Genomic DNA, 21,249 nt, shown 5'->3' on the forward strand with positions numbered 1-21,249 from the left:
CGGCCCGGCGCGCCTTGGTCGCGATTGCTCGTGCTTGTGCCTTGTTGGATACTCTGGCGGCCGTGTCCAGTGTTCAGCGCGCCCCCGGGGAAGACGGTTCCGTCGCGCCCGGTGAACCCGCGCCGGCACCGGCGGCCAACGCGCCCGACCCGGTAGCGACCGGGGACACCGCCAGCACCCCCGAACCGGAGGGCGCGCAGGCCCCACGCAAGGGTCGGGCCAACGGCCTCGTCGAGGTCCGGCACTGGCCGATCCCCGTGCTCATGCTGGTCGACGTGGCGATCCTGGTCATCATCATCGTGCTGCTCGCGATGAGCCGGTACGAGCAGAAGTCGTCCATCGTCAACCGCGAGGGCCTCGGCCTGGCCCTCCTGCTCGGCGCCTGCGTCTACCTCGTCACGTACGCCATGCTCGTCGCCCGTCGCTGCCGGTGGGGGACCCAGGACGAGATCGTCGGCCTCGCGGTCGTCGCCATCTTCCTGATGTCCTCGCTCAGCTCCGCCTCGATCCTCACCCACCCCGCGATGCTGCCGCTGTCGGTGGCCGTGACCGCCGCCCCGTGCGCGGCGTGCGGCTGGCTGGTCCTGCGGTATGTCGCGGTGCAGTACCACCGCGCGCGCAAGCGCCGCCAGGGTCGGGCCGGTCGCCGGGCGCTGGTCGTCGGCGCCGGCTGGGGTGGACGCCAGGCCATCGCGATGATGCTCGACGACGCGGGCACCGTCCTCCACCCGGTCGGCCTCGTCGACGACGACTCGGGCAAGCGCCACCTCGGCATCTCCGGCATCCGCGTCCAGGGCCGCATCGACGACCTGCCCGAGCTGGCCCGACGCCTCGGCGCCGAGGTCGTCCTGCTCGCCGTCCCGTCCGCGTCGCCCGGGCTGGTCCAGCGCGTCATCGACCTCACCAACCAGGCCGGGGCCGACCTGCTCGTCCTCCCCTCGCTCGACGAGATGCTCTCGGCCCAGGGCGTCTCCGGGCCGACGCGCGAGGGCATCCCCGGCGGGGTGCGGATCGACCTGCCGCGCCAGGCGTTCCGCCCGGTCCTGCTCGACGACCTCCTCGGCCGCGGTGCCGTCGAGATCGACGTCGAGGCCATCGGGTCCTACCTGCACGGCAAGGTCGTCCTCGTCACCGGCGCCGGCGGCTCGATCGGCTCGCAGCTGTGCCGCGAGATCATCCAGTACCAGCCCGCGCGACTGGTCATGACCGACCGCGACGACAGCCTCCTGCACGCGGTCCAGCTGTCCGTCGACGGTCGCGGCATGCTCGACTCGGAGGACCTGGTCCTGGGCGACCTGCGCACCCCGGGGTTCATCAACGACCTCATCGGCCGACACCGTCCCGACGTCGTGTTCCACGCCGCCGCGGTCAAGCACCTGACGCTGGCCGAGCGGTACGCCTCGGAGGCGTTCCTCACCAACGTCGCCGGCACCAGCGACCTGCTGGCCACCTGTGTCGAGCAGGGCGTGAGCCGGTTCGTCAACATCTCCACGGACAAGGCCGCCGACCCCGCGAGCGTGCTCGGCTACAGCAAGCGGATCACCGAGCGGCTGACCGCCTCGTTCGGCGTCAAGGCCGGGCCGGACGCGCGGTACATCTCGGTCCGCTTCGGCAACGTCCTGGGGTCCCGGGGTTCGGCGTTGACGACGTTCGCCGCCCAGCTGGCGGCCGGTCGCCCGCTGACGATCACGTCCTCGGAGATGACGCGGTACTTCATGACGGTGCACGAGGCCTCCCAGCTCGTGCTCCAGGCGGCCGTCCACGGCCGCAGCGGCGAGGGCCTGATCCTCGACATGGGCAAGCCGCACAACATCGAACAGCTGGCACGACGCTTCGCCGCGCTGCAGGGCTTCCCGCCGCCGACCGTCGTCTACACCGGTGTCCGCCCCGGCGAGAAGATGGCCGAGCGCACGCTCGCCAGCGACGAACCCGACCACCGCCCGTTCCACGAGCTCGTCACCCACGTCGGCATGCCGCTCATGCCCGACGACGTGCTCGTCGACATCGACCGGGTGCGACGCGAGCTGGCCCTCGGCCGGTTCATCGACCTGCACGCCTGGCTCAAGGTCGTGGCGTACGCCGCCGAGCCGGTCTCCGTCCCCAGCGGCCGCCGCGCATGACCGCAGCCCTCGCCTGGGCCATGGTCAGCTGCACGGCGCTCTCGGTGCTCGTCGTGGGCGGGACCCTGCCGCTGCTGCGTCGCCACAGCGTCGTCGACATCCCCGCAGACCGCTCCCTGCACGTCGTCCCGACCCCTCGCGGGGGCGGCCTCGGGGTCGTGGCAGCGGTGCTGGGCGCGGTGGTGCTGGTCACCCTGCTGCGCCCCGACGCCGTGGAGGGACACGTCGACGAGCTGTTCCTCGTGCTGCTGCCGGTCCTGGGGTTCGGGCTCGTGGGGTTCGCGGACGACCTGTGGTCGCTGTCGGTCCGGCTGCGGCTGGTGGTGCAGGCGGTCCTGGCCCTGGTCTGGAGCCTGTCCGCGATGGGCGTCACCGGGGACGGGGTCGTGTGGGTGCCGTTCGTCCTCATCGGCACCATCGCCATGGTCAACATCACCAACTTCATGGACGGCGTGAACGGCCTCGTCTCGGGCCACGCCGTGGTCGCGGGCCTCTGGTATGCCGTCGCGGGTGTCCACTACGACGTCCCCGCGGTCGCCGTCCTGGGCATCGGCGCCGCCGCGGGCGGCCTGGGGTTCCTGCCGTTCAACCTCCCCCGGGCCAAGGTCTTCCTCGGCGACATCGGCTCCTACGCCCTCGGGGCGACCTGGGCCGTGGTGGCGAGCTGGCTGGTGATGCTGCCGGTCCCGACCGAGGTCGCGCTCGCCCCCTTGTTCGTCCTCGTCCTCGACGCCGGGGTGACCCTGGTCCGCCGGATGTCCCACGGCGACCGCGTCTTCGAGCCGCACCGGCTGCACGTCTACCAGCGTGTGGCCCGGGCGGGCTGGTCGCACGCCACTGTCGCGGGGATCGTGGCCGCAGCCACGGCGGTCGCCTGCCTGCTCGCCCTGCCGGCGATGCTCGGCGCCTCGCGTCCGACCCGCGGGCTGGTCCTCGTGGCGGACGTCCTCCTGGGCCTGGCCTACCTCGCCCTGCCCGGACTCGTCGGGGGCTCGGCCCGGTGGGGTGCCGCCCGTGGGGCCGTCGACCTCGACGTCCGCGCGGTCGACGACGTCCTGCCGCCCCCACCCGCGGACCCCGTCCCGTGAGGATCCTCCTGCTCACGCACTACTACGCGCCCGAGGGTGGGGCCCCGCAGCAGCGCTGGTCCGCCCTCGCGGAGCAGTTCGTCCGGTCCGGGCACGAGCTCACCGTCATCGCTCCCGCCCCGCACTACCCCCACGGCAGCCTCCTGCCGGAGCACGCCGCGATGGCCCCCGGAGCCGTCCACCCCGGCCCGCACGGCGAGACCGTGCACCGCGTCGCCTTCCGTGCGTATGCCGGTGACGTGGGTTCGCGGTTCGCCGACCAGCTCGTGGCCGCCCGGGCCGCGGTCCGTGCGGCCGGCAGGGCCGCCCGGACCGCGACCCCGCAGGTCGTCGTCGCGACGGTCCCGTCGCTGCCGATGCTGTGGGCCGGCCGCCGCGTGGCCGGTCGGCTGGGCGTCCCGGTGGTGGCCGAGATGCGTGACGCCTGGCCGGACCTGCTCACCGTCGCCGACGAGTGGGACACGACCTCGGCCGGCCGGGCCAGCCGGGCGGCGCAGCGCGTCTCGCGCGGTGGCCTCGCCGGCGTCGGCCGCGCCACGACGTACGAGCAGCGTCGGGCCGACGCGGTGGTGGCCACGACCGACACGTTCGCCCGGGTCCTGCGCGACCGGGGGATGGAGCGCGTCCACGTCGTGCGCAACGGCGCCCACCCGGTCCCGGGCTACCCCACCCACGTCCCCCGCGACGGCGACGACGGCGTCCTCAACGTGCTCTACGCCGGCACCCTGGGCCGGGCCCAGGGCCTGGCGACCGCCGTCCACGCGGCATCCCTGGCCGGTGGTCGCGGCGCACGCGTCCGCCTCAGGCTCGTCGGTGACGGTGCCGACCGGCCCCAGCTCGTGGCGCTCGCCGCGGCCGAGCGGGTCGAGGTCGAGTTCGTCGACCCCGTCCCGCGCTCGCAGATGGGGACCCACTACGCGTGGGCCGACACCGTGCTGGTCTGCCTGCGGCCCTGGCCGGCGCTGGAGCTCACCGTGCCGTCCAAGCTGTACGAGGCGATGGCCCTCGGGGTCCACGTCACCGGCTCGGTGGCGGGCGAGGCCGCGGACATCATCACCGGGGCGCACGCGGGTCACGTCGCCACCCCGGGTGACCCTGCTGCGCTCGCCGAGGTGTGGGAGGCCGTCGCGACCGACCGCACCCTGCTCGACCCCGGCACCGACGGGGTCGCCTGGGTGGGTGAGCACGCCGAGGACTCCCGGCTCGCCTCCGACTACCTCGAGGTCCTCGACGCGGTGGTGACCGGTCGTGGTTGAGCGTCGCGCCCGCGCGGGCGGGCTCGAGACCCTGCGCAACCTCGGGATCCTCGTCGTCATGCTCCGTCGGCACGCCGAGGACGACCCCGCCCGCCTCGCGGTGCAGGGCATGCGCCGGCTGCCGGCGCGGTTCCGCCGGCCGGTCGCCAGGGCACTCGGCCGCACGGGTCGTTCCGGTTCGATGGGGGTCGGCCCGCGTCAGGCCCTGGCCAGCTACCTCGCCGACCGGCCGGAGGACGCCCGCGCCACCCTGCGCGCCCTGCCGCCCGAGCAGCTGGGTGCGAGCCGGATCGCTTCCGAGCTCGCCGTCCAGCTCGACCTCGACGTCCCGCAGGGGGCCGACGCGGTTCTCCAGGCGCGGGCGCTGTGGCGCCGCGGCGACCTCACTGGCGCGGTCGAGCTCCTCGAAGCGGCTCCCGGTCGCGCCGCCCGCCGGCAGGTGGGCCGGCTCGCCTCCGAGCGGGCCACCATGCAACCCGGGTATGCCGTGCCCGTGCTTCCGGTGCCACGCGGCGCCGTGGCGACCCTGCGGCATACGCACGGGTCCGGGGTGGGGACGCCTCGCGCGCTGCACCTGCTCACGAACTCGCTGCCCTGGACGCAGTCCGGGTACGCCCTCCGGTCGCACTCGATCCTGCGGGCGCAGGCCGGGCTGGGGATCGCGGTCGAGGCGGTGACCCGGCTGGGGTACCCCGTCAACGTCGGCCTCCCGTGGGCTGCGGGCACCGACGTCGTCGACGGCGTGCCGTACCACCGGCTGCTGCCGCGCCGCATGTCGGCGACGCCGGAGGGGCGGCTCGAGCAGACCGCCGAGCTGCTGAGGTTCCACGTGGAACAGTTCGCGCCGACCGTGCTGCACACGACCACGCACTTCCCCAACGCCCTCGTCGCGCAGGCTGTCGCCGGCGCTGCCGGTCTGCCCTGGGTGTACGAGGCGCGCGGCCAGCTCGAGAAGACCTGGCTCGCCTCACGACCGGCGGGCCAGCGCGAGGAGGGGGCCGCGAGCGAGCGGTTCCGGCTGTGGCACGCGAAGGAGACCGAGGTCGCGCTCGCTGCGGACCACGTCGTCGTCCTGTCCGAGGTGATGCGCGCCGACCTCGTCGAGCGCGGGGTCGCCCCCGACCGGATCACCGTCGTCCCCAACGCCGTCGACGCCAGCCTGCTCGACGGGGCCATGACGCCCCGCGAGGGTCGGCGGGCACTCGGACTGCCCGAGGAGGGCCGCTGGGTCGGCACGGTGTCATCTCTCGTGGACTACGAGGGCCTCGACGTCCTGCTGCAGGCGGTCCGCACCCTGCGCGACCAGGGTCTCGACGTGCGGTGCGCCATCGCGGGGGACGGGGTCTCCCGTCCGGCGCTCCAGCAGCTCGCCTCCACCCTGGGCCTCGACGACGTGGTGGTCATGCCGGGACGGGTCAGCCGGGCCGAGGCCGCCCGGTGGCACCGCGCCCTCGACGTCTTCGTCGTCCCGCGGCGCGACACCCTCGTCTGCCGGACGGTCACCCCGCTCAAGCCCATCGAGGCGATGGCGGCGGGCCGGCCCGTCGTGGCCAGCGACCTCCCGGCGCTCGCGGAGATCGTCACCGGACCGGCGACCGGGGTGGGCACCGGCCTGCTCGCGACGGCGGACGATCCCTCAGCACTGGCGGGTAGACTCCACGGGCTGCTCGCGGACGACGCGCTGTGGCACCAGCTCGCTGCCGGAGGCCGGGAGTTCGCCGCCACCAGGACGTGGCAGGCCATGGCAGCGCGGTACCGCGACATCTACGAGACCCTGGGGAGCCGACCGTGAGCGAACGGGCTCGCACCCATTCACCCCTGGCCCAGGTCGACGACGTCCAGCTGGAGGTCGTCGACATCAGCCGGCTCAAGCCGGTGGGCCAGCGCGGATCGCTCGCGTCGTACCTGCGCCAGCTGTGGCGCCGCCGCTACTTCATCTGGGCGGACTCGCGGGCCCGGGCCTTCTCGGGGAACCGCGACACGCTCCTCGGCCGCTTCTGGCTCGTGGGCAAGCCCGTCCTCGACGGGCTGACCTACTTCTTCATCTTCGGTGTGCTGTTCGGCTCGTCGAAGGCGATCCCCAACTACATCGGGTTCCTGCTCATCGGCGTGTTCATGTTCTCGTTCACCTCGGGGGCGCTGAACCAGGGCGCCACCGTCATGCTCGCGGGCAAGAACCTCATCCGGGCCTTCTCGTTCCCCAGGGTGTCCATCCCCCTCGCGCTCGCCCTGCGGCAGGCGATCTCGATGATGCCCGTGGTCGGCGCCATGCTCGTGATGATCGCGGTGATCCCGCCGCACGCGAAGTTCACCTGGCTGTGGGCGCTGTTCCCGCTGGTCTTCCTCATGCAGCTGTCGTTCAACACCGGCCTCATCCTCTACACCGCCCGCCTCACCAGTGCGCTGCCCGACCTGCGCATGGTGATCGGGGTGCTGTCGCGGTTCTGGATGTACGGCTCGGGCGTGATGTTCTCCATGGAGAAGTGGATCACCCACCCCCACGTCCTGGCCGCCCTGGAGCTCAACCCCGTGTTCTGCGCCTTGGAGATCACCCGCGACCTTCTCCTCTACGGCGTCATGCCCGATGCCAAGCTCTGGCTGACGTTGGTCGCCTGGTCCCTGGTGACCCCCGTGCTGGGCTTCCTGTACTTCTGGCAGGGCGAGGAGGAGTACGGCCGTGAGTGACCTGCACACCGAGTCCGTGCCGGCCGCCTTCGACGACCGGGAACCCGACATCACCCTGCCCCCGGACGCGGACGCCGGTCCCAAGAAGGGGATCGAGGTGCCGCTCGGGCCGCCGACGGTGATGGTCCAGCGGCTCTCGGTCCACTACCGCGTCGCCAGCAAGGAACGCGAGGGCGAGCACCTGGGGCTGGGGCAGCGGGCGGCCCGCAAGATCGGCTGGAACCGCACGGTGACGGTCCGCGCCGTCGACAACATCTCGTTCGTGGCCAGGGCCGGCGAGTCGGTCGGTGTCGTCGGCCACAACGGCTCGGGCAAGAGCACCCTGCTGCGGGTCATGGCCGGCCTGGAGACCCCCACCGGTGGTCGGGTCCTCGCCACGTCCACCCCGTCCTTCCTCGGCGTCAACGCCGCCCTGATGCCCGAGCTCTCGGGGATGGAGAACATCCGGCTCGGCCTGCTCGCCATGGGCCTGAAGCCCAAGGAGGTGAAGGAGGCGATCCCCGACGTGCTCGAGCTGGCCGGGATCGGCTCCTCCGTGCACCTCCCCATGAAGACCTACTCCTCGGGCATGGGCGCCCGCCTGAGGTTCGCGATCTCCGCGGCGGCCCGTCCGGAGATCCTGCTCATCGACGAGGCGCTCGCGACCGGCGACGCCGCGTCCAAGGCCCGCAGCGAGGCCCGGATGGCCCAGATCCGCGAGCACGCGGGCACGATCTTCCTCGTCTCCCACGCCGCCCAGACCATCGAGGAGATGTGCACCCGGGCGATCTGGCTGCACAAGGGCGAGATGGTCCTCGACGGTCCCGCCTACGAGACGGCCCGCGCCTACCGCTGGTGGGCCTGGAACATCGCCAAGGGTGAGACCACGAAGGCCGAGGGCCTGCTGGAGGACGCCCGCGCCAGGCTGCGGGCGACCGTCGTCCACCCCGAGGACGCCAGCACCGACCGGCACGTCTCCCGGCACTCCACCGGCACCTGACCGTGCCGGGTGCCGCCCGGCGTGACCCCTGAACCCGACGAAAGTGAACCCTTGTCCCAGAAGCGCATCATGACCATCTACGGCACGCGCCCGGAGGCCATCAAGGTGGCTCCCGTGATCAAGGCGCTGGAGGCGCACCCCGACTTCGAGTCGGTGACGGTCGTGACCGGACAGCACCGCGAGATGCTCGACCAGGTCAACGAGATCTTCGGGATCGTCCCCGACCACGACCTCGACGTGTTCGCCCACGGCCAGACGCTCAACGGCCTGATGGCCAAGGTCTTCGACCGGCTCGACCCGGTGCTCGTGGACGTGGCCCCGGACGCGGTCATCGTCCAGGGCGACACGTCGACGGTCGCCGCGGCCTCGATCGCGGCGTTCTACCGCCGGATCCCGGTCGTGCACATCGAGGCCGGTCTGCGCAGTGGCGACATCAACTCGCCGTTCCCGGAGGAGGCCAACCGCAAGCTCACCAGCCAGACCACGGCCCTGCACCTGGCGCCGACGTCCACCTCGCAGGCGAACCTGCTGCGCGAGGCCGTCGACCCGGACACCATCACGGTCACCGGCAACACCGTCATCGACGCCCTGCTGCACACGGTGAAGCAGGACCTCGCCTTCACCGACCCCCGGCTGGCCGAGGTCGAGGCCTCGGGTCGTCCGGTCCTGCTCGTCACGACGCACCGTCGCGAGAACTGGGGCGGTGCCATGGAGGGTGTCGGCCGCGCCCTGCGCCGGCTCGCCCTGGCCCACCCCGACTACCACGTCATCCTCCCTGTCCACCGCAACCCGATCGTCCGTGAGGCGGTGCTCCCGCACCTCGAGGGCCTCCCGAACGTGCTCGTCACCGAGCCGATGGCGTATGGCGAGTTCACCCGCCTCATGGCGCTGTCCACCATCGTCCTCACGGACTCCGGTGGTGTGCAGGAGGAGGCGCCGTCGCTGGGCAAGCCGGTCCTCGTGATGCGGGACAACACCGAACGCCCCGAGGCGGTCACCGCCGGCACGGTCAAGCTCATCGGCACCGACGAGGAGCGCATCGTCACCGAGGTGACGCGCCTCGTCGAGGACCCCGCGGCATACGAGGCGATGTCCAGGGCCGTGAACCCGTATGGCGACGGCGCGGCCGCCGACCGCTCGGTGGCGGCGATCGCCGCCCTGTTCGGCATCGGTGAGCGGCTGCCCGAGTTCAGCCCCTGACCGCGACGTGAAGGACGGGCACGGGCCCCGGAAGGTGCCGAGGGGGCGACGCGCGCTGTTCGGCGCCCTCGTCGTCGTGCTCGCGCTCGGTGGCGCGGTGTCCTACGCCCTCCTCCACCGCGGGTCCACCGAGCCGCTGCCGCTGCCGTCGGCGACCCCCTCGCCCAGCCAGGTCCCCGCGGTGGTGCCGACAGGTCCGGCGGTGGCCGACTCGAGCGGTTTCGAGGCGACCAGCCTCAAGGCCGCCGGCTGGTCCGCCACGGGTGCCGGCGCAGCGACCCTCGTCACCGGCGACGAGGCGCGCACGGGCCACCGTGGCCTCCGCGTCGAGGTGGGTCGTGGGCTGGCCCGCCCCGCCACCGTCAGCCGGGCCCGGGTGCCGGCCGGTCAGGGGCTGCAGTGCGACGTCGGGGCCTGGTCCCGGAAGGTCACCGGCGGACAACTGGTCACGGTGGTCTTCATCGGGTCGGGCGGCCGGAAGCTGGCCACCTCCAGCCAGGCGGCGTCCACGGGCTCCGACGTCTGGAGCCGCACGACGGTGCGCTCGACGTCACCGGCCGGCACCGCGGCGCTCGAGGTGGGCATCACCGGGGCGACGGGTTCGGACGGACGGTGGGACGACCTGGACGTCACCTGCGCCTACCTGCCCAACGGCGGGTTCGAGACCGCCGACGGCAGCGACCCGGGGCAGGCAGCGGACTGGTCGGTCATCGCCGTGGAGGGTGCGAGCGCGCGGCGGGTGACCGAGGGCGCTGCGGGGCACGCGCTGGAGGTCCGGGACGACTCCACCACCCGTGGCGTCATCGTCCGCAGCCAACCCACCCCGGTGCCACCGGGCCTCGAGGTCGTGGTGTCGGGCGCGGTGCTGGGCATCGAGGGCGACCAGGGCGTGGTCGTGCGCTTCCTCGACGCGCACCGCGCCGTGCTGCCCGATGTCGACCAGGTCCCGGTGCGGGCGACGTCCGGTCGCTGGCAGGACTGGGCGCAGACCCTCTCGGTGCCCGACGGTGCCCGCTGGGCCACCGTCGAGGTGGTCTCGGGGACCTCGGCGCAGAGCGCCGCACGGTGGGACGACGTCGACGTCCAGCCCGCGCCGGCTGCACGGGGAGAGATCGGTGCGGCCGAGGCGGTCTCTGCCCTGAAGGGGTACGTCAACACGACGACGTCCGGTCGCATCGTCGTCGGCGGGCGCCCCCTGATCTACACGGTCGTGTCCGGCTTCCCCGCGGAGCTCCAGGTCGCCGACCTGGCCACGGGACGGCTCGTCGACCGGCACGTGCTCCCCGGGGCGCCGACGGGGTGGGCCATGGTGACGGCGCCGGACCAGCGCACCGTCTACCTGGGCGGTGCGCAGGGGCACGTGCTGAGGTACGACCCGAGGGCCCGGACCCTGAAGGACCTGGGGAGGGCCACGCACCGCGCCGAGGTGGTCTTCAGCCTCGCCATGGCACCCGACGGCCGGGTGTGGGGTGGCAGCTACCCGGGCGGCGAGCTCTGGGCGCTCGACCCGAGGGCCGACAAGTTCACGAGCATCGAACCGCTTCGGGAGGACCGGGAGTACGCCCGGAGCCTGGCGATCCAGGGCTCCACGCTGTACGTCGGGACCGGTTCGGTGAACCCGTCCGTCGTGACCATCGACCTGCAGGACCCCTCGGCGCGCGAGGAGATCGCCCTGCCGGGAACCCCCGCGAGCGGCTTCGTCACCGAGCTGCGGATCTACGGGAGGCTGCTGGCCGCCAAGCTGCCCGATGGCACGCGCGGCGTCTACGACCTGCAGCGGCGCACCTGGGACACCCCCGTGTCCAAGGATGCGACCGGGCGGCAGCTCACCCAGTCGCCCTCCGAGGCGGCGCCGGGCCAGCCCTTCTACTACTTCAGCAACGGCCTGCTGTGGCGCGTCCACCCCGATCGACCGGACGCCAGCGCCAAGGTTCCGGTGGCCACGACGACGATCCCACCCGGGCGGGACCGCTTCGTGGTGCGGGCCACCATCGGCGGCACCCTGTCGGACTGGCTCGTGTCCTACGACGGCTCGCAGGAGCTGGTGGCCATCGACGTCGGCGCCCTGCCCGACGGGGTGGAGGGCAAGGACCTCCCCGAGGCCAGGCTGGTGCCGATCCACCTCCGGCTCGACCCGAGACCGTTGCGCATCAAGTCGTTGGGTGCCGGGTCGGACGGCGTGCTGTGGGCCGGGGGGTTCGGTGGGGCGAGCCTCAGCAGCCTGGACACCCGTGAGCCGATCCCTTCGCTGACGCCCCGCTTGGGCGGTGCCGACTCGGGGCAGGCGCTCCTGGGGTTCGGTGAGGTCGAGGGCCTGGCCGCCAGCGGTCCCCACGAGTTCTTCGGCACCTACACCGGCGCACGGATCTTCCGGTTCGACACGCGGCGTCCCTGGGTGGACGGCCAGAACCCAGCGCTCGTGGCGCACCTCGGTCCGTCCTACGCCCAGGACCGACCGCTCGGCTGGGCCTCCTCCTCGGGTCGCACCTACTTCGGCACCGTGCCCCGCTACGGCCGCCGCGGCGGCGTGCTCGGGTGGTTCGTGGGCGACAGCACCGAGCCCACCGTGGTTCCGAGCCCCGTCAAGGACCAGAGCATCGTGGGGCTGGCCGCCTCGGGCTCGGTCGTCTACGGCACCACCTCACGGTGGGGCGGGCTGGGGGCCAAGCCGGTGGCGGCGGACGCGGCGGTGTTCGCCTACGACACCCGGACCGGACGCACCCTGTGGACGACGCCCCCGCGTGCGGGACTGCAGTCGGCGGGCTCGGTCGTCGTGGACGACGCCGGACGGTTGTTCGTGCTCATGCGCTCCGAGCTCGTCGAGCTCGACCGCGCCGACGGCCATGTCGTCCGACGGTTCCCCCTCGGCCAGGCCATGGCCGGGGACCAGCCGACCTTCGCCGACACGGGCCTGGCCGTGGGAGCCGGCCGGCTCTGGGCCGCGACCGCCGACGGGCTCTGGGCCGTCGACCCCGGCACCGGTTCCTTCGTCCAGGTGGCCGCCCACGACGTGCTGCCGTCGCGGGTACAGTTCCTCGCTGATGCCGCCTACTTTCCCACCGGAAAGACCCTGATGAGAGTGTTGGTCCCATGACGCCCCCCGCGAGTGCTGGCACCCCAGCCGACCTCCCGGCGGACAGCGACTACACGAGGTTCGCGCCGCAGGTCGCGGTGTGGGCCTCGCCGGCGGAGTTCATCTCGGCGCAGTCGTGGGCGGAAGGTGTGCACGTGGTGTGGCTCCCCTCCGGAGCCCACGTGGACGTCCTGATCAGGGGCGACATGCAGGCGATCGCACCGGGGCGCGCCCTCCTGGTGGTGTTCAGCGGCGCGGTGTCCAAGCGGGACGCCCAGCCCGGGCCGTTCTTCTCAGGCAGCGGCCTGGGCACCAGCCTGGAAACACCCTTCGTCGCCATCAGCGACCCCAGCTTCACCGTCGACCGAAACCTGCGGCTCGGGTGGTACGCGGGTCGCGCCGGTGAGGGGGTGCAGGCCCTCCTCGTCGAGCTGCTGACCGAGCTGCAGCGCAGGGCGGGGCGCGAGCTGCTGCTCGCCGGTGGGTCGGGTGGGGCCTTTGCCGCGCTGCTCCTGGGGTCGCAGCTCACCGTCCCCGCCTCGGCCATGGTCTGGAACCCGCAGACGGACCTGCTCGACTACGTCCCCGACGTGGTGGCCGAGTACCTCGCTCTGGCCCTGTCCCTGCCCCCCGCCGAGGTCGCCGGGATGAGCCGCGCGGAGCGGTCTGCGGCCCTGGGCGCCGGCGGGGTGCTCCACGCCGTGCCACCGAACCAGGCCGGCAAGGGGCTGCGTCGCTTGCTCTTCCTGCAGAACGCTGCGGACTGGCACGTGGTGTCCCACCTGGCGCCGTACCTCGAGGCCGACGGCTACCAGCACGACGGCGGGGGGCGCTGGCACAACGCCCGCGGCCACCTCGTCCTGGTCTCGGCCTTCGGCGAGGGTCACGACCCGCCGCCGCGGGCCGCCATGGTCCGGGCCCTCGCCCTGCTCCTCGACCCCGAGGTCGGGGTCGACGAGGTGGTCGACCGCCTGCAGGACGAACGCATCGTCTCCCGCACGGACCTCGAGATCCTGCCCCGCGACCTGCGCCAGGAGGTGGCAGACGTCGAGGCGAACGTGGGCGTCACCGCGACGGTGGACCAGGACGGTGTGGTGAACACCGCCCTGGCCTGGAACAGCCGTGCGATGCGGTACGCCGGGGTGAGCACGGTCTTCGAGCTGCTCGACGGCGACGACCGCGTGCTCGCCAGTCACGCCCGGCGCGACAACATGCTCCAGCTTCCCGGTATGGGGCCCGAGCTCGCCCGGGTGCGGGTCCAGGTCCGCGACGGCTTCATGAACCCCGTCCTCACGCTGACCGAGCCCGTGACCAGGGTGACCCGACCGCTGCGGGTGCTCGTGGTGGGGAGCTGCGTCTCCCGCGACACGTTCGAGTTCCTCCGTCCCGAGCACTTCACCCTGCGCGGGTACGTCGCGCGGCAGAGCCTCGTCAGCGCCTTCGGCCCGGCGGGTGAGCCGCACTTCGACCTGTCCGGGCTCCCGAGCGCTTTCCAGCGCCGCATGCTCGAGGGCGACGCCCGGTCGTCCCTCCCGTCCGTCGTGGCGGAGCTCGCCGACGAGGTGGACCTGGTCCTGTGGGACCTGGTCGACGAGCGCCTCGGTCTGCTCGACCACGAGGACGGCACGGTCTCGACCGACTCCGTCGAGCTGCGCCAGGCCCAGCTGGACGGGCAGGCCCTGACGGAGCCGTCGGGCCCGGCGTTCGGCTCCCCCGAGCACCTGGCCCGGTTCACCGCGGTCCTGCCGCGGTGGCGCGCCCTGCTCGAGGAGCACGGGCTGCGCTCGCGGACGGTGCTCCTCGCCCCGCCCTGGGCGACGACCACGACGACGGACGAGCCGACGCCGGCGAGCTTCGGGCTCGAGGCGGACCGGGCGAACGAGCTGACCCGCCGATACCTCGACGCGGTGGCGGCCGAGGTGCCTGTCCCCGTCCTGGGTCGCGACCTCACCGAGGTCCGCGGCCGCGCCGACCACCAGTGGGGGAAGGCACCCTTCCACTACGACGACCGGACCTACCTCGCGCTGGCCGAACAGGTCGCCCGAGCGGCGCAGCAGCTCTCGCTGCCCGAGCACTGGGAGACGTCCTCACCCTCCGAGATGACTCGGGTCCCTGACCCGGAGGCACGGGACCCGCGGCGTCGAGCCGCTGCCCCCGAGGTCGTGGTCGAGCAGACCGGTCCGCTCGAGCTCTCCACCACCATCCACGGCGCGGGGCGCCAAGCCGTCTCGTTCGCCCTGCACCAGGGCGCCCAGCGCGTGGACGTGACGCCGTACGCCCGGGCGACGACCCACCGGTTCATCGTGCCCAAGCCGGGGGTCTACCGCTGCCGCGTCTTCGTGATGGCCGACGACGGCAGCCGGGTACCGGTCGTCAGCCCGCCCATCCGGGTGTCCTGACTCAGCCGCACTCGGGGAGGGCGCCCGCGCCCTTGTGCATCCGGTCGACCTCGGGCCGGGTCGACCTAGGAGCGGTCGACGTCCGCCAGGACGACCTCCGCGCGGGTGATCCCGGTGGCCAGGTGCTCGTAGGCCTGCGCCGTGTAGTGGAAGGGACTCGGCCCCCACTTGTGGTCCATGGTGGACCGGGCCAGGTCCTCGGGGAGGTCGACCGTGGTCAGGCCGAGCGAGTCCAGGTGCTCGAAGTAGCGCTGGTACTGGGCGTTCGCCTGGGCCGGCGCCGTCATCCAGCCCGGCACCGGGACGGCCCCGCCGTCGTCGAGGAGGGCTGCCCACGGGGTCCGCAGGACCACCGTCCTCGCCAGCAGCCCGAGCTCGTCGAGGCGTCGCACGATGGCGTCGACTGCCGGCGCCCAGAGGGCGAAGTGCTCGTCGGTGCCGAACGCGATCCAGCGCCCACCGCGGGTCGCAGCGGCACCGCCGGACGACCACAGCTCGGTGAGCTTGGTGACGTGGCCGCCCCCGACCTCGATCACCCCGCCCCGCTCGTCGATGAAGTCGACGAGCAGGACGTCGACCTGGGGCGCCAGCCGGGCCGCCACCTCGAGCAGGTCGCCCTTGACGTCACCGGCGACCATGCGGTTCTGGAACGCCGAGGGCAGCTCGGTCAGCTGGGCCTTGACCCCGGCGGCGGGGGAACCGACGCTGATCGCCGACTGGCGGGCGACGTAGGCCAGCAGCGTGTGGCCCTCGGGCAGGAACTCGAAGGTGTCACGGGAGACGCAGCTGCCGTAGATGAGGACGCGGGTCTCAGCCACGGGTCGGCGCCTCGGGGCTGAGGAGGTCGACGAGACGCCCCAGGACGGCTCGCGCCTCGAACTGGTCGGTGACGACGGCGCGGTAGCCCTCGGGGTTCCGCTCCTCGGCGACGACACGGTCGGCCAGGTCGGAGACCGTGGCACTGATCCAGTCGCGCGGGTAGACCAGGTCGGAGCCCGGCCACGCGAGCACCGCAGGGAGGGCGCGACTGGCCGCACCGTCGGCGATGGTGAGGTGGAACGACTCGAAGTCGCTCACGGACAGGGCCACGCCCACGCCGGTGTACCACTGCGCCATGTCGTCACCGTGCCCGTCGAAGACCACCGTGCCGGGACGTATGGCGTTGAGCCTGTCGATCCGCCCGTACTGCGTGTCGTACCAGGCCATCTCGTCGGGTCGGGCCAGCATCCACGGGTAGTCCTGCGGGGTGCGGCCCTTGATGCGCAGCGAGTAGTCGTGACCGCGAGAGGCCAGCTCCTCGACGACGTCGAGCGCGAGGTCGAGCCGCTTGGTGGCCGGCACGATCCCGACCAGGCCGATGGTCGTCGCCGCCTCCGGAGACTTGGCGAGGTCGAGGGCCGTCGTGTCGACGGGGTTGGGCACGACCACGCACTTGTCGGCGGGGAGGCCGTGGCTCTCGATGGCCGCCGCCCGGACGAGCTCACCGACGAAGACGTAGGCCGCGACGTTCTCGTGGGCCACCTGCGCGAGGTACGGCCGTCGCAGCTCCTGGGAGTGCACCCGAACCACGAGCCGCTGGCCGGGCATGACGTGCTGGGAGTACCAGACGGCGTTGCCCAGACCCCACTCGCACAGCACGACCTCGGCCCGGTCGAGCAGCTCGAGGGACCGCTGCTCGTCGTGCGTGGTGTGGTTCTCCCACTCGTCGAGCAGCACCTCGGCGCCCTCACTGCGGAGCTCGTCGATGAGAGAGGCGGCGAACTTCAGGTCGTGGCCCGCGACGAGGACCCGGCGACCGGCGACGGTCGCAGCGTCCCGAGCCATGTCCGCGCCGTCCAGCGACGAGGTCGTCGAGGTGTCGCTCGCGGGGGGCGGCGCGGCCACGACGGCACGGTGCGGGAGCAGCAGGCGGACCGCGGTGAGGTCCTGCGCCCGGAGGGCGTCGTCGAGGTGATGGTGCCCTGCAGCGACCTGCGCCGAGACGAGCCCGGTCATAGTGCCGGTCCCGGGGACCGGTTCGGCGATGGGCCGACCCGGCTCGAGGTCGGGCACGCTGTGGCTGTCGATGCGGTCCCACGCGCCGTAGGCGGGGGCGTGGAGCAGGTCCTCGAAGTGGGTCCGGCCCACGACGTCGGAGAGCCGGCCGATCCAGCCGGCGACGGTGGCGGGGCTGCCGTACCCGTCCCAGGTGCGCACGGCGACGCCGTGGCGGGCGAGGGCTGCCGTCGCGTCGTCGACGGCGCCTGTGCCAGGGTCGGCGTGCACGAAGACCTCGACGGGTGGCTGGGACTGCAGGGCCAGGGCGCGCAGGACGTCCGGGGCGGTCGAGTCGAGCACCACGGCATACGAGGGGCGTTCGGGGGCGGCCACGGGGAGACCGGCGGTGCGCGCCACGATGGTCAGGGCGGTGTCGACGGTGTGCGAGCGCAGCACGGCACGCATCTGCAGCCACGCCTCGGCGAGCCGAGCCTGTGGGTCGCTGGACCAGGTGCGCAGCAGGGTGCGCCACATCAGGGGGTCGTTGCTCGTGGGGATGACCGACCCGAACGTCTCGTCGATGCCGCGTCCGGGCCCCGACAGGACCACCCCGCCGCAGGCGGCGACCTCGACCACGCGGCGGGAGAACATCGACGGTGACTCGGTGACGGAGTTGACGTTGAGGTTGGCCAGGTGGCTCTTGTAGGAGTCGATGACCTCGTCGTAGGGGAGGGAGCCGCGCACGCTGGACCGGAAGGCCGGGGGGAAGTGGTACGGCGAGTCCGGGATGGCCGCCTGCCGGTCGTAGATGGCCAGGCCGAAGGGACGGCACGTCTCCAGGAGGAGGCTCAGCTCGGCCGAGCGCTTGGCGTAACGCTGGCCGTAGAAGGTGCCGGCGTACGCCACGGTCGGCTCGTAGTCACGCCGCCCGGGCAGCGGGTTGTGGATCTTCGGCTGGGCGTAGAAGGGCAGGGACGAGGCGGTCCGCACCGTGCCGACACCAGCAGTCAGGTAGGGCAGGACGCGGTTGCCGTCCGTGGTGAAGACGTGGTCGCACAGGGACGCCGTCGCCACGAACCGCTCGAAGTGGACCGGGTCCTCCTTGTTCCAGAAGACCGAGGGCACCCCGAGCTCGCGGGCGCGGGCCAGCAGGGCGGAGATGTCGGCGTGCTCCTCGTCGGAGTAGCGGCCCACACCGCGGTGCCAGGTGCCACCGTTGCCGCTCCACGCCGACTCGATGAAGACCAGGTCGAGGCCGTCGAGCTGGTCCTGCCAGCCGCTGCGGTCGAGCGGGACGACCTGCACGGAGGCCGACAGCGTCGACGTCGTGAACTCGTCGGCCACCAGCCCGACGCGCAGGGTGTCCAGGGCGAGCCCGTGGCTCCCCGCCTCGCGATGCAGCACTGCCGCTTCGCGGTGGGCGCCGCTGATGGTGTGGGCGAGGCCCTCCCAGGTGCGCTCGTCCAGGCACCAGAGGCGACCGGTGCGGCCGAGGTCGGCGCGCAGGTCGGGCTGCTCGACGAGGCGTCGCAGCACGTCCGCGAGGGCCCGGGCATCGCCGGCACGGAACAGCAGGGCGCGCGACTCGTCCGGGCCGGCGATGTCGCGGTGGGGTGCGACGTCCGAGAGGACGACGGCCTTGGCGCTGCTCATCGCCTCCAGCGGCTTGAGGGGGGAGACCATCTCGGTGACCGGCAGGGACAACCGCGGGCACGGCATGATGTCGAAGAGGCTGAGCAGCCGCGGCATCTGGTCGCCGGGAACCCGTCCGACGAGGCGCACGTGGTCCCCGAGGTCGAGGCGGGCGACCTGCTCCTTGAGCCCCGCCGCGGCCGAACCCGAGCCGGCCACCACGACCTGGAAGCCAACGCCGGCGTCGCGCAGCAGAGCGGCGGCGTCGACGAGCACCTCGAGCCCCTCGTAGGGGACCATGCTGCCGGCGAACCCGATGACCGGCACGTCCGTGCGGATGCCGAGGGTGGCGGCATACCCGGTGTCGCGCGGCAGGGGGAGGAACTCGCTCGGCGTGACCGCGTTGGGGGCCACGGTGATCCGCTCGGCGAGCACACCTCGTCGGACCAGCTCGTCACGCGTCTGACCCGTGATGGCCAGCACGGCGTCGGCCTCCGTGCCGACGAGGGTCTCGAGTCCGGACTGCAGGGCGTACCGCTCGGAGTCCTCCCAGCCGGGCTTGTCGGAGGCCTCGGTGACCTCCCAGAGTCCGCGGACCTCGTAGACGAAGGGGATGCCGAGCCGGCGGGCCGCGATGAGCGCGGCCAGGCCGACACGGAAGTTGGAGGCCGCGTGGATGACGCTGGGCCGCTGAAGGCGGGCCTCACGCACGAAGGCGTCGGCGCACTCGAGGATGTAGCGGTCGACGGGGGTGCTCGCGAGGGGGTTCCCGGGCAGGTGGACGTACTCGACGCCGTCGACCTCGACCGCGTGGCGGTGACGGCCCCGCGACTTCACGTCGGCGTTGGAGTCCCACGGGTAGCCGGAACGTGCCACGACGACGACGTCCGCGCCGGACCGGCGCAGGCCCGACGCGACGCCCTTGGTGCGCACGGAGTAGCCGTTGGTGTTGTAGGCCGGGGTCGAGTGGGCGCAGTACATGACGCGGCCCGGCTCGGGCAGGTAGGCGGGGCCGGGCGCGCGGGGAGGCACCGCGATGCCCTCGCGCACGACCCGGTCGGCACCCAGGATGCGCTCCGCCAGCTCGGCGGGTCCGGCCTCCAGGGCGGCGGCCACCTGGGGGTGGTCCCGGAGCAGCGCGGACGGGGTGGTGACCAGTCCGCGCTGGTACCAGGCGCGGGTGAGCACGTGTCCGAGGCGGACCGGGGTCTGCTGCTCGAGGAAGCGCTCGACGAGCTCCTCGAACGAGTAGTCGCTCAACCGCCGTTCCGAGGCCAATGCCGCGTTCGTGGGCGTTGAAACGTTCGGGTCCGAAGTGGTGGCCTTCGCCGCAGGGGTATGCGGCGCGGGCGGGAGCTGCTTCGGTGCCGTGGCGGTGCGGCCCCTCACCAGGCCGAGCGGGGAGGTGATCGAGCGTCCGAGTCGGTACGCCTTGGACCCGCGCACCCGCTTCAGGTCGCCCTTGAGCCGCGCGGTCTCGGCGCGGTAGGCGTCGAGGGCGGAGTTGGCGCTGCCCAGCCGACGGGTCAGCTCCTGCTTCTCCTTGCGGAGCTGCTTGAGCTCGGTGGCGTTCTTGTCGGCGTCCTTGAGCTTGGCCCGAGCGGCTCGGTCACGAGCCTGCAGCCCTTCGAACCGCACCCGCAGGCCGTGCGGGTCGCTGATGAACTCCGACAAGAACCGCCGATCGAGGTCGGTCTGATCGCGGCGTTCGTCGTCGTGCACTGGTCAGGGCTCCTGCGGGGTGGGCGACGGAGTTACCCGTGCATCCTAGGTCGTGACGCACTGGTTCGATGGCCTCCGGCCAGACCATCACACCTCCGTCCCGGGACCGTGAGGTCCCTACGCCGTGGAGGGGCGCATCGCCACGAGTTTGCGGGGGATCTGGGGGGCTGCGCCGCTGCACTAGGCTCCCCGCCATGCATGCCACACCACTGGCTGACCTGGACACCGGCGGCGCCAACGCTGAGCTACTCAACGTGAGTGGGGCAGGTGACGTCCCACAGAAGCTGCCTTTAGGAGCACTGCGGATCCGGCAACCGCTGACGCCGGAAGTCCCCCTTGACGCCCTCGTGGTGAACAAGCAGAGCGATGTCGTCATCGTGTCGTTCCACGGCGCCACCGATCGCAAGACGACCGTCCTTCCCCGCTTCGAGCGACTGCGGACCCTTCTCGAGCTGGACGTGAGCAGCGTCTTCTTTTCTGACCCCACGCTTCACCTCGACCCCAAGATCTGGCTGACCTGGTACACGGGCTGGGGCGACGTCGACGCGCATCGGGCTATAGCGGACCTCTCGCAAGCCATTGCGCGGTCGATCGGCGCCAGCATCGTGATCTTCACCGGTTCGTCAGGCGGAGGCTTTGCCGCGCTGCAGGTGTCCGCCCTCGTCCCCGATTCGGTCGCGGTCGCATTCAACGCCCAGACCGACATCGGCCGCTACCTCGTGGAGGGGGAGTACTACACCCAGCAGAAGGACTATGTACGAGTGGTGTGGCCGGAGATCTGGGCCAGTTTCGAGACCCCGGACAGTATCGCAGGGAGCGGCTGGACCGCCTCGGCGGACGATCGCGTGTCGGCTCTGAGCAGGTATTCAGTCCCTCGAGGAAACCGTGTCTACCTCCTGCAGAACATCGAGGAATACCATTACGAGGACCACTTCCTGCCGTTTCTCGACGCTGCTTGGAGGGGAGGCAACCACGAGAACATCGTCCCTTGGGTCAACCGTCAGGGTGAGAAGCATGTGGTGCCCACACTGAAGATGTTCACGGACTGCCTGAAGAAGGTCATTGCCGAGGAGCGATCGCGAGACCGGCGCGGGTAATGACCATTCAGGCCCGGATGC

The 21,249-nt window shown here is 72.5% G+C and carries 12 protein-coding genes; 10 read left to right on the forward strand and 2 right to left on the reverse strand.

Annotation, left to right across the window (positions count from 1 at the left end):
- Positions 1 to 62 precede the first annotated feature (62 nt).
- The 9 genes from ASD62_RS11645 (at position 63) to ASD62_RS11685 (ending at position 14,800) form a co-directional block, all read left to right on the forward strand.
- The gene (locus tag ASD62_RS11645) at positions 63 to 2,120 is read left to right on the forward strand and encodes a polysaccharide biosynthesis protein (protein WP_056916099.1); all 2,058 of its coding nucleotides are present in this window, start codon (positions 63 to 65) and stop codon (positions 2,118 to 2,120) included.
- Complete coding sequence (locus tag ASD62_RS11650; RefSeq protein ID WP_056916100.1) at positions 2,117 to 3,208, forward strand: hypothetical protein; 1,092 nt, start codon at positions 2,117 to 2,119, stop codon at positions 3,206 to 3,208. Before ASD62_RS11645 ends, ASD62_RS11650 begins: the two co-directional genes overlap by 4 nt.
- On the forward strand, positions 3,205 to 4,464 hold the full coding sequence (locus ASD62_RS11655; protein ID WP_056916101.1) for a glycosyltransferase family 4 protein: 1,260 nt from the start codon (positions 3,205 to 3,207) through the stop codon (positions 4,462 to 4,464). The genes ASD62_RS11650 and ASD62_RS11655 overlap by 4 nt, the downstream gene beginning before the upstream one ends.
- Positions 4,457 to 6,256 (forward strand): glycosyltransferase family 4 protein, encoded by a 1,800-nt coding sequence (locus ASD62_RS11660; protein WP_056916102.1) that lies wholly within the window; start codon positions 4,457 to 4,459, stop codon positions 6,254 to 6,256. The genes ASD62_RS11655 and ASD62_RS11660 overlap by 8 nt, the downstream gene beginning before the upstream one ends.
- The gene (locus ASD62_RS11665) at positions 6,253 to 7,149 is read left to right on the forward strand and encodes an ABC transporter permease (protein WP_056916103.1); all 897 of its coding nucleotides are present in this window, start codon (positions 6,253 to 6,255) and stop codon (positions 7,147 to 7,149) included. Before ASD62_RS11660 ends, ASD62_RS11665 begins: the two co-directional genes overlap by 4 nt.
- Complete coding sequence (locus tag ASD62_RS11670) at positions 7,142 to 8,128, forward strand: ABC transporter ATP-binding protein (RefSeq protein WP_235530690.1); 987 nt, start codon at positions 7,142 to 7,144, stop codon at positions 8,126 to 8,128. The genes ASD62_RS11665 and ASD62_RS11670 overlap by 8 nt, the downstream gene beginning before the upstream one ends.
- Before the next feature lie 69 nt (positions 8,129 to 8,197).
- Positions 8,198 to 9,328: a non-hydrolyzing UDP-N-acetylglucosamine 2-epimerase gene (gene wecB / locus ASD62_RS11675; RefSeq protein ID WP_056917345.1), complete on the forward strand. Its 1,131-nt coding sequence runs from the start codon at positions 8,198 to 8,200 to the stop codon at positions 9,326 to 9,328.
- Positions 9,329 to 9,362: 34 nt separating this feature from the next.
- On the forward strand, positions 9,363 to 12,422 hold the full coding sequence (locus ASD62_RS11680) for a hypothetical protein (protein WP_056916104.1): 3,060 nt from the start codon (positions 9,363 to 9,365) through the stop codon (positions 12,420 to 12,422).
- Positions 12,419 to 14,800, forward strand: a complete 2,382-nt coding sequence (locus ASD62_RS11685; RefSeq protein ID WP_056916105.1) for a DUF6270 domain-containing protein — start codon at positions 12,419 to 12,421, stop codon at positions 14,798 to 14,800. Before ASD62_RS11680 ends, ASD62_RS11685 begins: the two co-directional genes overlap by 4 nt.
- A gap of 65 nt (positions 14,801 to 14,865) precedes the next feature.
- Here the strand turns inward: ASD62_RS11685 and ASD62_RS11690 are convergent, their stop codons facing one another.
- Both ASD62_RS11690 and ASD62_RS11695 read right to left on the reverse strand, forming a co-directional pair.
- Positions 14,866 to 15,618, reverse strand: coding sequence for a DUF6270 domain-containing protein (locus tag ASD62_RS11690; protein WP_056916106.1), 753 nt, complete (start codon positions 15,616 to 15,618; stop codon positions 14,866 to 14,868).
- Positions 15,611 to 20,131, reverse strand: coding sequence for a glycosyltransferase (locus ASD62_RS11695; RefSeq protein ID WP_056916107.1), 4,521 nt, complete (start codon positions 20,129 to 20,131; stop codon positions 15,611 to 15,613). The genes ASD62_RS11690 and ASD62_RS11695 overlap by 8 nt, the downstream gene beginning before the upstream one ends.
- Before the next feature lie 194 nt (positions 20,132 to 20,325).
- On the opposite strand from ASD62_RS11695, the gene ASD62_RS11700 reads away from it, so the two are divergent.
- Positions 20,326 to 21,228, forward strand: coding sequence for a hypothetical protein (locus ASD62_RS11700; protein ID WP_157581446.1), 903 nt, complete (start codon positions 20,326 to 20,328; stop codon positions 21,226 to 21,228).
- Positions 21,229 to 21,249: the final 21 nt, after the last annotated feature.

It is taken from the genome of Phycicoccus sp. Root563 (genome assembly GCF_001427915.1).
GTDB lineage: Bacteria > Actinomycetota > Actinomycetes > Actinomycetales > Dermatophilaceae > Pedococcus.